The organism is Terriglobia bacterium, assembly GCA_035712365.1.
GTDB lineage: Bacteria > Acidobacteriota > Terriglobia > UBA7540 > UBA7540 > SCRD01.
Window position 1 is genome coordinate 1 of record DASTAW010000018.1, and the last position, 14,037, is coordinate 14,037.

General features: G+C 58.1%; 7 protein-coding genes. 4 read left to right on the forward strand and 3 right to left on the reverse strand.

Going from position 1 to position 14,037, the window contains the following annotated elements; translation table 11 throughout:
* The coding region (locus tag VFQ24_04940; protein ID HET9177688.1) for a UPF0149 family protein at positions 1-435 on the forward strand (435 nt) is incomplete at its 5' end.
* Between the two features lie 38 nt (positions 436-473).
* Here the strand turns inward: VFQ24_04940 and VFQ24_04945 are convergent.
* A complete protein-coding gene (locus VFQ24_04945; protein HET9177689.1) occupies positions 474-1,598 on the reverse strand; it encodes a DUF362 domain-containing protein in 1,125 nt (374 codons plus the stop codon).
* Between the two features lie 517 nt (positions 1,599-2,115).
* Between VFQ24_04945 and VFQ24_04950 the strand changes: the two genes are divergently transcribed.
* The 3 genes from VFQ24_04950 (at position 2,116) to VFQ24_04960 (ending at position 8,662) form a co-directional block, all read left to right on the forward strand.
* Positions 2,116-5,826, forward strand: coding sequence for a TonB-dependent receptor (locus VFQ24_04950; GenBank protein ID HET9177690.1), 3,711 nt, complete (start codon positions 2,116-2,118; stop codon positions 5,824-5,826).
* Between the two features lie 305 nt (positions 5,827-6,131).
* On the forward strand, positions 6,132-7,292 hold the full coding sequence (locus VFQ24_04955; GenBank protein ID HET9177691.1) for a hypothetical protein: 1,161 nt from the start codon (positions 6,132-6,134) through the stop codon (positions 7,290-7,292).
* A 5-nt stretch (positions 7,293-7,297) separates the two neighbouring features.
* Positions 7,298-8,662 (forward strand): hypothetical protein, encoded by a 1,365-nt coding sequence (locus VFQ24_04960; protein HET9177692.1) that lies wholly within the window; start codon positions 7,298-7,300, stop codon positions 8,660-8,662.
* Positions 8,663-8,722: 60 nt separating this feature from the next.
* Here the strand turns inward: VFQ24_04960 and VFQ24_04965 are convergent, their stop codons facing one another.
* Positions 8,723-9,991, reverse strand: a complete 1,269-nt coding sequence (locus VFQ24_04965; protein ID HET9177693.1) for a tetratricopeptide repeat protein — start codon at positions 9,989-9,991, stop codon at positions 8,723-8,725.
* Positions 9,992-10,059: 68 nt separating this feature from the next.
* On the reverse strand, positions 10,060-13,884 hold the full coding sequence (locus tag VFQ24_04970) for an FG-GAP-like repeat-containing protein (GenBank protein ID HET9177694.1): 3,825 nt from the start codon (positions 13,882-13,884) through the stop codon (positions 10,060-10,062).
* Between the last annotated feature and the right edge of the window lie 153 nt (positions 13,885-14,037).

The window sequence follows — 14,037 nt, forward strand, 5'->3', positions numbered from 1 at the left end:
GGCGCCGTCGCCAGCCTGCCCGAGGCCGACCGCGCCGAGATGGAGGGCCAGGAGATCCCCTCGTTTGCCCAGGTCTGGGCGCTGGGCTTCATGTTCGCCGTGGAAAACTGGCCCGAGGAATGGGCTGCGCCGCGCGACAAGGAAGCCGCCCAGTGGCTGGACGGCGCGCTCGAATCCATCGTCGCCCTCACCGAGGACGACACCGGCAAGCCCGAGATCTGCATGTACGCCGAAGACGGCCCGCCCAGTACCAGCCAGGAGCGCCTGGAGGTCTTTGGCGAGGCCATCTGGGGCGTGTACGACCTGCGCCAGCTCTGGCGCAGCCTGGGTCCGCGCCAGGAAACCATCGTCAAGGGCGAGCAGCCCGGCCGCAACGACCCCTGCCCTTGCGGCAGCGGCAAGAAGTACAAGAAGTGTTGCGGACCGTCAGCCTGAAATGCCTCACCGGCGATTTCACAAAACCGCCGTGCCGTTTAGACCTTCACCTGCCGAAAGTCGATTCTGTCGCGGTCCCATACGCCCAGCCCGAGAGCGCCGGCGATCTCGACGTGCTCGGGCTGCCGGTGCATGAAGGTACTGAATTTATCCGGCGTGGACTCGAAGAGCCTTTTCATCCCCACCGAGACCCTCCTGGCGTCGATCACTTCCCAGCCCACATGGTCGAGGGCGACGGGATCTGTGGCGAAATAGATTGTGCGATGCTCCCACACAAACTGTGCCCTTGCGCCGGGTCCGCCGTTATACAGGCCTTTGACGCCGTCCAGGATGTGGAGGACGGTTTTGTTCCGAATCACAGGCAAGGAAACAACCGCCGGGATAAAAGCGTTGCAAGCGTTCAGCGTGGAGGAGGAATGACTGCGGCTGACGTTGTTTACCAGGCCGTGGGAGAGGTTCTTGAGGGCAAGAGTGACTCCGGCCGACTGGTGGTCCTTGAGCACGGGAACGTTGATCAGCTTGTTCACCTGACGTGTGATAAAGCGCGCCGCAAAAGAGCGCCTCGCCCTGACATCGTCGATTCCGTAGCCCGGCAGGGTCAACGCCATGTCCAGATAATGGTCGGGGTCATAACCGTCCATCCCCTGCTGGATGGACTCATAGTGATCAGCCGCGTATGAAGTACGAACGCCCGCCGGCAGCCACTTGTCGAATCCTGCGTTGAAAAATTGGTCACGGTAACGGTCATAGACGACAATGTCTTTATTTTGGACTCCCGCGGCATTGAGCCCCGCAATGATCTCGCGGACCACAGTTGCGTCCGACTTCACCAGCGGCTGGCCCACCGGGTTGAGTTTGATTCCGACAACATCTCCAGACTCAAAGAAGAGCCGCCAGGCGCCGGCCCAGGAGTCTGCACCTGTCAGTTCAGTCATGCCGCGCCGTAGCGTCTGCTGGACGGCTCCCGCCTGGTACTGGCCTGACACCAGAACGGAAGGATTCTCCACGGACACCACGCGGCCCGGATAGAGCCCCGGCATCCGGAGCTTGCTGGCATCGGTTTTCGACACCGGCCGCGCAGCCAGGGCCACGGATTTCGCGCCGGAAACCGCCGCAACTCCGAGCCCAAGCGCCTTCAAGCAGTCTCGCCGGTTGAATTGCATGGGTACACCCCCGCTTGTCATCAACGTACCACTGAAATCGTGGTGATACAATTCAAAAACCCGAGATCGGGAACAGGTGTCCTGGACTGCCGTGATTTCGCACTGCCCTTTCGGGTCCCCATTGGAACAAAGCTCATAAGCACATGCTTTCTTACTCACGCTTAACTAGATAGTATCGGTTTTCGCTTGACAGGAAACGTTTCCAGTGATAAAAGCTTGGGCCTAGATATGCAAGCATTTTCGTTTAGGCGCAAATCGTCAGCGAACATCCGGACAGGTGCGGCGAGACGCTCCTGAAAAGGACATTTCATTTCCAGACCTTTTGCGAAGTTTGGCAAGCTCTGTTGATTTCACACACTGCTCGTAATGATTGCGTCGGGTCGAGGTAACTAATCAATACCTAAAGACGGAGGGCATGGCTATGAGAAGTGTGCCTTTCAGAGGGAGCTTTGGTATGCGCAAAGCACGTCGTCTTACTGTTCGCACATGGCATGTATTGTTAATCAGTGTTGTTGCGATGGCGGTTTTCGCACCGGGACTTCGCGCGCAGGTTGACACCGGTAGCTTTCTGGGGACCGTGAAGGACGAGTCCGGCGCTGTGGTTCCCAATGCCAAAGTCAGCCTGACCAACGAGGGAACCGGTTTCACCATGTCAACCACCACGACTGGCGAGGGCAATTACACGTTCACGCCTGTCAAGATCGGCACATATAGTATCAGCGTAGAGGCTCCGGGTTTCGCCAAGGCGATCCAGTCGCACCTGGCGCTTAACATCGATCAGCACCTCGTGGCTAACATGACGCTTCGCCCCGGCGCAGTTACGCAAACGATCACCGTGACCACCGAGCCTCCCGCGCTGCAAACACAGAACGCCTCCCTGGGTGATGTCATTACAGGACGAAGTGTTAACAATCTACCGCTCAACGGGCGCAACTTCACATTCCTCGCGCAGCTTGTGGCCGGCGTAAACACTCCGCAGGCCGATACGCGCGGCAATGCCCAAAACGGCGCGTTTTCAGCCAACGGAATGCGGCCGGCCCAAAACAACTACCTGCTTGATGGAATTGACAATAATTCGGACAACGTGGATTTCCTCAACGGGACGAACTTTAATGTGCTGCCCCCGGTGGACGCCATTGCTGAATTCAAGGTCCAGACCTCCAATTACAGCGCAGAGTATGGACGGGCAGGTGGCGCCATCCTGAACGCTACCATCAAGTCAGGCTCCAACCAGTTCCATGGCAATGCCTGGGAATTTCTCCGCAATGACAAGTTTGATGCGGCGGATTTCTTTGAAAACGCCGGTGGCCTTACGAAGGGCAAGTTCCGGCAAAATCAGTTCGGGTTCACCGCCGGCGGGCCCATCAAGAAGAACAAGCTATTCGTCTTCGGGGATTACGAGGCGCTGCGCAGGCGCCAGGGGAGTGTGTTTACTTCATCGGTTCCGACCGGCCTGATGCGAGGCAGCGGGTATACGGACTTATCGGAACTCATCACCCAGCAGGCCGGCAGCAAGGCTGAGGTTGACGCACTGGGCCGGTCTTTCCCGTTCGGTACAGTTCTCGACCCCGCCACGACACGCCCTGTGACTACCGGGACAGTTGACCCGGTGACAGGTTTGACGGCGACCTCCAGCGGCTATGTGCGCGACCCGTTTTATACGGGGGGCAGCATTGCTGGCATTACAAATTTCACTGGCGCATGTGCCAGCACCGCGTCCTGCATGCTGAACCAGTTACCCGCCGGGCGCCTTGATCAGAACGCGATTAAACTCTTGAACCTTTATCCGAGTCCCACTGCATCCTCGCTCGTTCAGAATTTTGCCTCTAACCCGGTGCTTAAAGAAAACCGCAACGCCTTTGACACTCGGGTTGACTACGACATGAGCGAAAGTGACCAGATGTTTGGGACGTTCAGCTACGTGAAGGACCCGCAGTTTATTCCGAGTCCGTTTGGAGGTATCGCCGACGGCGGAGCGTTCCAGCAAGGTGACCAGAATGCGCTTTCGATTCTGGCGGCTTACAGCTACACGCATATCTTCTCCCCGACCCTGATCAATGAAGCACGCGTGGGAGAGAGCCGCCTCCATGCAACGCGCTTCGGACCCGTCGCCAACACCCTCGGAATCCCTGAGCAGTTCGGCATTTCCAGCTCAATTCCTCAGGTGGCGGAAAACGGCGGCCTGCCGCAGTTCACCTTCAGCGGCCTAAGTACGCTTGGCAGCAACGGTTTTCTGCCTTCGGACGAAATCAGCCAGACAACGCAGGTAACGGATAATCTCACAAAAGTTTATGGCAAACACACCTTCAAATCCGGTTTTGAATATCAACACATCAAATTCTCGACCCTTCAGCCGAACAGGTCACACGGCACATTCGATTACAACGGAACCTACACGGGCGTACCGGACGGTATAAGCGGCAACACTGGCATGGCTCAGTTTCTGCTTCTCCCCTGCCCGGGTCCAACTCCAGGAGGAACACCCAGCGGCTGTCCAAGTGTCGCCAGCGCGATTCCGAATGTAGGTGGCACAAACAATTACACAGCATCCAACATCGGCTTTACCGACGACGGGAAGAAATACTGGGGCGCTTACTTCCAGGATGACTGGAAGTACAATTCCAGGCTGACGCTGAACCTCGGTTTGCGATGGGACTATTTTGGCCCGATTTTTGAGCACTTTGGCGCTCAGGCGAATTTTGTCCCGGCGGCTCCGGGTTCGGCTGAATTTCTGATTCCTGCTAACCGGAACAAGGGTCTCTCTCCGAGCTTCCTTGCATTGACCGCTCAGGACGGTATCAAGATCGTCTCAAGTAACAATCCAGGCTTGATAGACGTCCAGAAAACCAACTTCGCGCCTCGAGTCGGATTCGCATACCAGGCAACCCAGAAGCTGGTGGCGCGGGGCGGTTTCGGAATGTTCTATAACTCGTTTGAGAACCAGGGTTATGGGCCGAACATCGGCGAAAACTACCCTTTCCAGTTCACGTTCGGTTTTGCCGCGCCAAACGGTGGCAATCCGATTTCATCAACAACCTTTCCCACGCTTGCGGGTTCGCCTTGCGAAAGCGCCTTCATGTTCGAGTCGGGATTCGACTGCACACCCATCAATCCATCGCTCGTGCAGGCTGAGGGGCTCTCACTTCAGGGACTGCAGACCAACTTCAAGACCCCATATACGATGGGATACAACCTGATGCTCCAATATGCGCTTACCTCTAATATGACCGTGACTGCGGGCTATGTGGGCAATCAGGTGAGGCACCTTCAGGTGGGCGTTGGATCCAACCGGCCCTCGCAGATCCTGCCGCCAGGAACGAACACCCACGCCGTTTCCTCTCCGGGCGTCGGCCTCTACATACCGTTCCCGGATTTCGGACAAGGCCAAAGCTATCACACCACCCAGGGCAACAGTAATTATCATGCGCTACAGACAAGCCTCCAACAGCGATTCGCCAACGGCTTGACCTTCCTAGTGGCCTACACTTACTCACGCTGTCGCAGTGACGCATCCGATTTGCTCAACGGAGGCGCCGTCGGCTATCGCGCGCCTGCCGTCCCCGGTTTTGGGATACAGGGGGATTACACCGATTGCAACTTTGATATGAGACACGTTTTTCACTTCAGCGGCGGCTACGAGCTTCCGTTTGGCCAGGGGAAACACTTCCTCGCCAACAGCACCGGAGTCATGAACCAGATCGTCAGCGGCTGGAGTATGCAGTGGATTAACACGGCTGAAACCGGTCAGCCACAGAATATCGGTTGCGCCATAGGAACAACCTCCGGCACCAGTTGCGTTGCCATGCTTGTTCCGGGGCAGGACCGGCACGGGCCGGGCGCGCCGGACAGTTTCTATAATGCTGCGGCTTTCACCCAACCCTGCAAGCCGGGCACCGCAACCCCCGCTGGATGCATTCCAGGATTAACAGGCCTGGCTCTGTTGGGAGGAGGCAGGGGATCGGTTTCCGGACCCGGCCTTCTCACGTTTGATTTTTCCCTCTTCAAGAACTTTCGCATCTCCGACCGGTACAATCTCCAGTTCAGGAGTGAATTCTTCAACCTCCTGAACCATCCGACGTTTAACGCTCCAGGTTTTGGCGGCAACGGAGTGGTTTCCATACCTGGATCAACAGACTTTACGAACAAGAACTTCGGAAGGGTTGGATCGACGCGCTTCCCCTTCAACGATCCGCGGCAGATCCAGTTTGCTCTGAAGTTTTCCTTCTAATCCACTTCCGGCAGGGGTGCACACAAGTGCGCTCCTGCCATCCGATCTGCCCGGCCGGCGCCGCAGTGAAAGGCCGGGAACAGCAGGTAATCATCGAGCCAGTGGAAAACCGCACTCCTCAGTTACTACCTGCCCACGCGGTGCTAAAATAACCGGCATGGCAAAAGTTCGCTTCGGCGTGCAGCCTGCCTGCATTGGCGGACGGCGCGAATGGCGATGTGCAAGCGGCAGGAAAAGCGTTCTGGCCATCAGGTCAGGAATTTGAAAAGACGCAAGTAATGATGCGGTCCTCGTTGTTACCGAAAATGAAGCATTTGAGTCCGCTCGGGGTCACCGAAGCCGTCTCCCGCAGCCGTCGGGATTTCCTCAGGCTTATGACGGGAGCGACCGCAGCGGCAACTCTGTTTGGACTGTCATCGAGCCACGCCTTCGCGGCTCCCCAACGGTCCAAGCGGAAAGCTGTGGTGGTCACATTTGGCGGGGGTTGCCGGGATGAAGAAACCTTCATGCCCGAGGGCCAGGAAAACATCCCACACCTTCTCAAGGAACTCATTCCACAGTCCACGTTCTTCACCAGAGTCATCAATCGTGGAATCCTGGGGCACTACGTGGCCACCGCGAGCCTGGCAACAGGCGTCTACGAAACCTTTGACAACTTCGCGGCGGTCCCTCCGGACCACCCGACGGTCTTTGAATATTTCCGCAGGGACTTGAAGCGTCCGCTCCACGACGCCTGGGTGGTAGCTCCAGCCAATGGCTTCAACCGGATTGGGGGCAGCAATGCTCGCTCTTTCGGCCCGGACTATGCTGCCAATGTCATTCTGCCGAAGCGGCTGCTGAAACAAGCCCTCTCCTCGACGAATGACTCCCGATATGAACATCTCCTGGTGGACAATTATGAAACCCCTCTCCTCACTCCAGAGGTTAAGGGGGACAACGTTAATCTCCACCAGTTTTCGAGTCTGCTGCAGCTTTCTGTTTCGGATTTTGTGGCGCACGCCCTGACGCTTTCAAGCCCCGATGAGCTTTCGGTGTACATCGCTCGCCAGTTGATGCGGCGGTACGCGCCCAGCCTGCTCTGGATTACTCTGCACGACATGGACGTTGCCCACTCAGGCTCCTATTCCCTCTACATCGAAGGAATCCAGCGCACGGACCGCCTCTGTGCCGAGATTTGGCGGGAAATTCAGGGCCAGCCCGAATACGCGGGCAAGACGACGATGTTCATCCTGCCGGATTTCGGCCGCGACTCCGACCTGGATGCCGGCGGAAACGGTTTTCAACACCATCGCACGGGCGACGCTCTGTCGCGCACTACGTGGATCATGGCGCTCGGGCCCGGGACCCGCGAGAACACCGTGGTGGAGCGCGCGGTGGAACCTCTGGACCTTGTACCTACCCTGGGTTCAATTTTAGGCTTCTCGGCCACGATGGGGACGGGCAAACCGCTGGCGGAGGTTTCTTAGATAGAATGCTGCCTGCTGAGATCAAAGCCGAACAGTTCAACGGCTACCCGCCGCAGGCCAGGCAGGTGGCGATGGACCACCTCGATCTGTTCCGCCAACTTCCGCTGGCTTTTGCTCCGCTTATCCTCCAGCAGCTTGAACAGTACGACTGGAAATTTCCGGCTGAACGCCGTGAAATCGATCACCAGCTTTCTTACCTGTCTTCACGCTCCGGGCCTGAATTGACCAGCCTGCTTTCGGAATTTAAACAGTTGAAACTCTCACGCCAGCTTGAGCAGTTCAATTGGGTGGACGCGCCAGGAAGCTTCTCGCAGCAACTCTCCGCCTACCTCTGGGCCACTCATCAAATTGACAGCTTCCGTGGCGCCGCGGAAAAGCTGATGGATAAAGTCAACGCTACTATGCCGCCCGAGCAACTGGAAACGCCGAGGCTCGGTGTCGCTGTCGTTGGCAGGGACGTGAAAGAGAGCCATTACCCTCTGTTCCGCAGACTTCGGCCCTATGGTACACGCTTCACGCGGGTGGACCCCTCAAATGGCCTCCGCATCCTCCTGGACGCAGCCGCAGCGCGTGCAAAGGCCCATCCGGTTCCCTTCGGCCACTGGTATATCGATGGCGGGCCGGCGGAAGCGCTTTCGGAAACCGCTCTCACCTCGATTTCTTACAGCGCGCTGGAACCGGCTCGGAAAGCAATATTGCAAAAAATCACCAAGGCGATCAATGGAGGCATCGGCGGGCCGGAAGCCTTGACCAGTATGCTTTTCAAACTTCGGCCGGAACAGGTGGGCCTGAGCGGAAAGCCCGAAGACGAAATCATCGGCCACCTTGAAACCAGCATTTTTACGCAGGGACAGGGCACTCAGATCTTCAGCACGACATTTGTGCAATGGACGGCGCGCGAGGTGTTGCGCCGTGCTCATCCGCTCACGCTCGTAGCGCGCTTTGCTCCCCGGCAGCGGCAGCGGCCGATGAACGAGCTTCTTTCGGGAAAGGACCCCGACCCGGAACCCGATCCGATGGGGTCATTGATCGACGCGGATATGGGAGCTTTCCTCACCTGGATTGACCAGCAACGGCTTTCGGGCGCCAACCAATCTTCATTTCTGGCCTGGTTTGAAAATCACAACGAGGCTGTGGCTATCTCGCCGTTCCTGCCCCGCAACACTGAATCGGACACTCCGATCGACATGCACGGCTTGCTCAACCAGATGGGATTGAATACGGCTTCCAGCAGGAAGCTTCCTGTGCGGGACGCCACCAAATCGTCAGCGTTGGACCCGGGGCATGATAACTACGTGCTCGACCGTGTTGATAGCAATCTGGACTCTGTCGATTTCCTGAATGCGGCTGACTACGGCGACACCACGTAGGGCGCAAACCCATTGCTCATTCAGGCAGAACGATTCGGCGGATCCAGTCGCTGATTTTCCTCAACGGGATGTGCGCCCGCGCAGTTGATCATACTGCGCGAATTCCGCCTCGGCCTTCCCCTTTTCTCCCAGGCGCTCGTAATCCTGCGCGAGGCGGTAATGCGCGGCAGCCAGCTTGGGGTTCACGTGGAGGGTTGTCCGGTATTCGTTGGCCGCACGGTCCGGCAGCTTCTGCTCGTCGTAAATCATGCCCAATTGCAGATGGGCGTCGGCATCATTTGGATCCAGCTCAACCGCCTTTTTGAATTCCGTCTCGGCGCCAGTGAGCGCTGCCGGATGGTGGTCTATCCGAAATTCCCTCCACAAGGAAAGGCCGTAAGCATAACGGCCTCTGGCGTTCGCCGGATGAAGCTCCACAAAACGTTTCAACAGGCCGGGGGCTGCAGGGTCATCCACAAATTGTAGGGTCTCAGCAAGCATCACGACCGGCCCGGAATCATTGGGTGCAAGCCTGGCAGCTTCATGCATGACGCCAGCGGCTTCCGGGTATTTCCCAGCGCCAAACAGCGACAGGCCAAGCCCCATCTGCAAACGCTCCGATAGAGGGTAGAGGGCCGTCGCCTGTTGGAAAACCCTTACGGCCTGTGCGTAATTCTGGTTTTTCAAAAGTTCGCTCCCCGACCGTTCTAATTCCGCTTCGTGTGGTCCTGCTACAGAAGCAGGTTTTCCGTACGACTCGCCGCCGTTCCCAGAGGCCGCCGAGTCTGGCGGCGCAAGATACTGGTTGAGTATTTTGACGGCCTGGGCAGAGGCCCCATTGCTGTATCCTCCGCCGCCTGATGGATCTGTCAGTTGCCCTTGCTTGAAGTCGGAGTGGTTGTAGAAGGTAACCGGGCCGAGCAAATCACCGTGGCCTTGCGACGCTCCATGCGCAGGAACGCCAACGAAATCCAATACGGCGTGGTCCCCGTCCTTGATCACCACTGGTCTGGAGGCAACCTGCAATTGCCCGGGAAACTGGACTTCCAGCCGATAAGTGCCGGACCGAATCGGCGGCAACCGGAAGCTCCCGCGATCATCGGTCAGGGCGGTGGCAGCAATTCGCCCGCCGGACGCCCTCGCAATAACCTCCGCGTGCGGAACGCCTGCCCCGACCTCGGTCTTCACAGTTCCCGTAACGGTGCCGGGCGTTTGGGCCAAAAGTCCGGTTGAAAGCGCACACCACAGCGCCAGAGCTACTTTCCAAACCTTGAACCTCTCGGGCCGGAAATCCCGCAGATCATTCTCCCGGCCACATCCCGAAGCGCACGTTGAATTGATAACCCGCATCGTCGATTCCTGAGGCAATTTTCTCAGAAGGGGCGTGAACAAACAAGGCGTGTGCCGTACATTAAGCTCTACCTCTGTAGTTGCTCTAAATATTTTTGCGCCAGAGGATGCCCGGGGACCTGAGCGAGCAATGCTTTCAGGACTTGAACAGCTTCCTCGCGCCGGCCGATTTTAACGTCCACTCGCGCCAGGTTCAGATAGGGCTGGTCAAAGCTGGGCGCTTCCTGAATGCACCGGGAAAAAGTCTCAGCCGCGCGATCAAGCTGTCCGGTCAGGGCATAGACGACGCCGAGATTATCAAGTGCCTCGGCGTTGCCAGGTTGCAATCGAACTGCCCGTTCAAGGTACGTCTGCGCCTGGCTATTGCGCCCCTGCCCCGCGTACACCATTCCCAGCTTGTAATTCAATTGAGGATCATCCGGGCTGCCTTCTAAAGCTTCCTCAAGTAACTGTTGGGCGTCCTGGAACCTTTGCTGGCTTCGGTAAAGGTCAGCAAGATTGCTGATGGCCAGATTATTGGATGGGTCTGACTTCAGCACCTGCTTGAAATACTGTTCAGCCACCGTCGGCTTTCCTTGCTGCGCCGCCACAATGCCCAGGTTGTTTAGGCCCATCGGGTCGCCCGGCTTGAGTTGGACTGCCTTTTGCAGCACTGCTTCCGCCAGGCCCCATTGCTTCTTTTGCATGTAAAGCGTGCCCAGGTCGTAATACGCCTCGGCGGCGTTGGGATCCTGGCTGATGGCTCGTTCGAATGCCGATTCCGCCGCCTCGCTGTACCCATGCTGCGCAAACACCAGGCCATAGGTGAAATAGTTGCGCGAGTATGTGCCGCGGGTTTGGCCCACAAACGGGAGAGCGCGCTGCCGGCGTTCCGTGGCGGTGCGGGGGATCCGCGCCGCGTCCCTGGCGATCTGGGAAACCTCCACAGGCCCCTGGTAGACCTTGGCGATGCTGCTATCTCTATCGATGAGAAAGGATGTGGGAACAGGAAGGTCCCGGTGCCGGTCAAACAAATACCGAAACAGCAGGTTGTAGACCGAACCCACCTCGTCTGGTCCCAGAAGGACAGGGAATGAAAATTGATGTTCGCGAACGAGCGCCCGAACCTTCTCCTGGCTGCCCGGCGGGTCCACGGCGATTGCAAGAACCTGCAGCCCGGCCTGCCGGAGAAGGCCCGACCCTTTCTGGAGCTGGGCGAGGAAGCTGATGGAAGCTTCTGCCCAGGTCGCCCAGAAATTCAGCAATACCTGAGTCCCGGCAAGCCCGGAGAGAGCGTGCGTCTTGCCCGCCAGGTCAGGCAAGGAAAAATCCGGCGCGTCAAGAGGTGCAATCAGCCACGTTCCAAACACGGATGGGAGCGGCGGTTCTCGCGGCTGGCCGTCCCGCGCATGAGGCCCGGAAGCGGACTTCGCAAAGGGCTCCGCGTGAACCTCCTGTGAACCCTCCACAACTTCAACGCGGTGGTTGGAAGGCAGGTTATCGTATGTGGACACCACACCGCTGGGCCAGTGAATCGTGGCGCGCAAGGGACCAGAGGAATGACCGAGGCCGAAGAAGATTTCTTTGCTGTGCTGCGAACAAAATCCCGACCCTGCCTGCAAAAGCTTCATCTGACGCGCGCCGGCGGTCTCCACAATGACCCAGGTCCCTATTGCATCGCGGTTGCTTTTGGTCCCGCGCAGGCGGAAGGCGATTGCATTTCCGATTCCTTCCGCGACGTTGCGCAGGATTCGAAGCTGCGGCCCGCTGCGGTTCTTGAGAAAAACCTCCAGCCGCCCATCGTGGTCAAAATCCGCCAGCGCAAAGGCCCGGCTGTCATCAATGAAGTCGAGTCCCACGGCCCCTGCTGCTTCCGCGAACGTGCCGTCGCGATTGTTGGCGTAAAAAGTGTTCCGCTGATAGCCAGCCCAGGTACCGTCAGCGCGGACCAGCTCATTGATGGCGTCCCAGCCCAGTTCGTATTCAGGCGAGCGGGCGCCGCTCGCAGGCGAACGCGCAATCACCTGCCGCCAGAAAAAGCTTTCAAGGTTCTGCGGGTCGGGTCCGGAAATAAATCCGTTGGCGATGTAGAGATCGGGATATCCGTCGTGGTCAAAGTCCCAATCCTGGCAGGACCATGACCACCCGGAGATCTCCACTCCGGCCGTCTTGCTGCGATCTTGAAAGGCGCCGTCTCCGCGGTTGTGATAAAGGGAGTTGCCCGTAGCGAAACGCTGATACAGCGCGCGGGTCGCCTGTGGCAGTGAAGGCATAAAATCGCTCTGGCCGCTGATCCGGCGTCCGGCATCCTCCCACATGTTTGAGACGTAAAGGTCCGGGCTGCCGTCGTTGTCATAATCGAACCAGCAGGCGCTCATCCCGGGGCCGATATCCAGCACGCCGGCCCTGGCGGCCACGTCCGTGAAGGTCCCATCTCCGTTGTTGTGATAAAGATTGTTGCGGCCGAAATCATTCACCACGTAGAGGTCCTGCCATCCGTCGCCGTCATAGTCGCACCAGTGGCAGTCGAAACTGAAGTGATTGTTGCCCTGGTCCATTCCCGCCGCCGCGGTGACGTCGCGGAATGTTCCATCGCCTTCGTTGTGAAACAGGAAATTGGCAGGGCCGTTCTGCGCGTCGTAGTAGGGCGCGGGATAGCGATATTCACCGAGGCCTTCGTAGTAACTATACAGGCACAAATAGAGGTCCAGTTTTCCGTCGCGATCATAGTCGCCGAAAGAAGCGCCGGTGAATGTTCCCTTCGGCGGCTGCTGGAAATGAAAAGCGTTGGGCTTCAACTGGAACGTACCGTTGCCCTGATTGAGGAAAAGCAGCGGCTCGGTAACCGTGACCACCAGTAAGTCCTGGCGGCCGCGGTTCAGGACATCGGCAAACAGCGCGCACGGTGTAGCGTCCAGAATCCCGACGCCTGCTGTGCCGGTGATGTCAGTGAACGTTCCGTCGCCGCGATTGCGATAGAGCCGGTTGGGCAGACCGGAAGGCTGGCAGACATAGAGGTCATCAAAACCGTCGTTGTCGATGTCTCCGGCGGCGATGCCATTGTTGCCGTAGACATCCATTCCGCACGCGCTGTCAAGAACAGTCCTCCAATAGTTAGCTCCCGGCAGCAACTGCTCGGAATACGAGGGATTGCCCGCCAACGCCTCCGAAGTGATCTCCTGAAACACCGGAGCGGATGCGCGCACCTGGGTTTCGTCTTCTGCACTCCAACCCGTGATGCCCAGAGTTCCCTGCGGTGTCTGCGCCCACGAAATCCTCCAGTTGCCTGACCGCTGCTCGCGATAGCAGTCCGGCGATTTCCCCAGGAGCTCGTAGCGGACAATCGTCTCGAGCGACGCAGGTTCCTGGGTGACGATTTTGACCTCCGCAAGGTGGAGCTGCGCCCTGAGCAACGCGGAATACGATGACAGCGTCTCCTTAATGGATTCGAGAAAGTCGCTGCGGTCGAGCGTCCGGGAAGCTGGAAAGCTCCGTCTTCTGATTTCCAAGACGCTGTCGTTGCGAAGGACGCGACTTTCATCCGGGCGAAGGCTCGCGCCCACAAAATGACTGGGCAGGGCCTGACCAACGGCATCAAGCCCCGCCGGCGCCGATTGTTCGAGAGATTCAGTCCACTTTCGCAGGGTCGCCTTAATTCTGGCAGCGAACTTTTCAACGGGAAAATCGTCGTGTTCGGGATTGACCTTCTTGAGAATGCCGGCAAGCGGTCCTGGCGTTCGGTAATGCGGGTGCAGGCGAGCGGGCGTCAATTCGGGAGCATCAAGTCCCGGAAGGGCCACTGGGCCTGCGGACCACTGTTGCCGCATCGGCGCGGGGAGGAACGAAAGCGCTGCGCTGCAACCCAGAAACTTCCGGCGTGACCCGACCCAGCCTGAAAATAGATGCTCGCCCAAACCTTCTCTTTCTCCCCTTGGCAGTATAAACGAATATAGAATCGGACGGCGCTTTCCCTCGGAATCAGCCTTCAAAATGGCTGGCGGCGGTGCACCGCGTTCGGTTGACCCATGAAACGATAAATGGGTATGATAGCCTCGGCCATCAAGGCG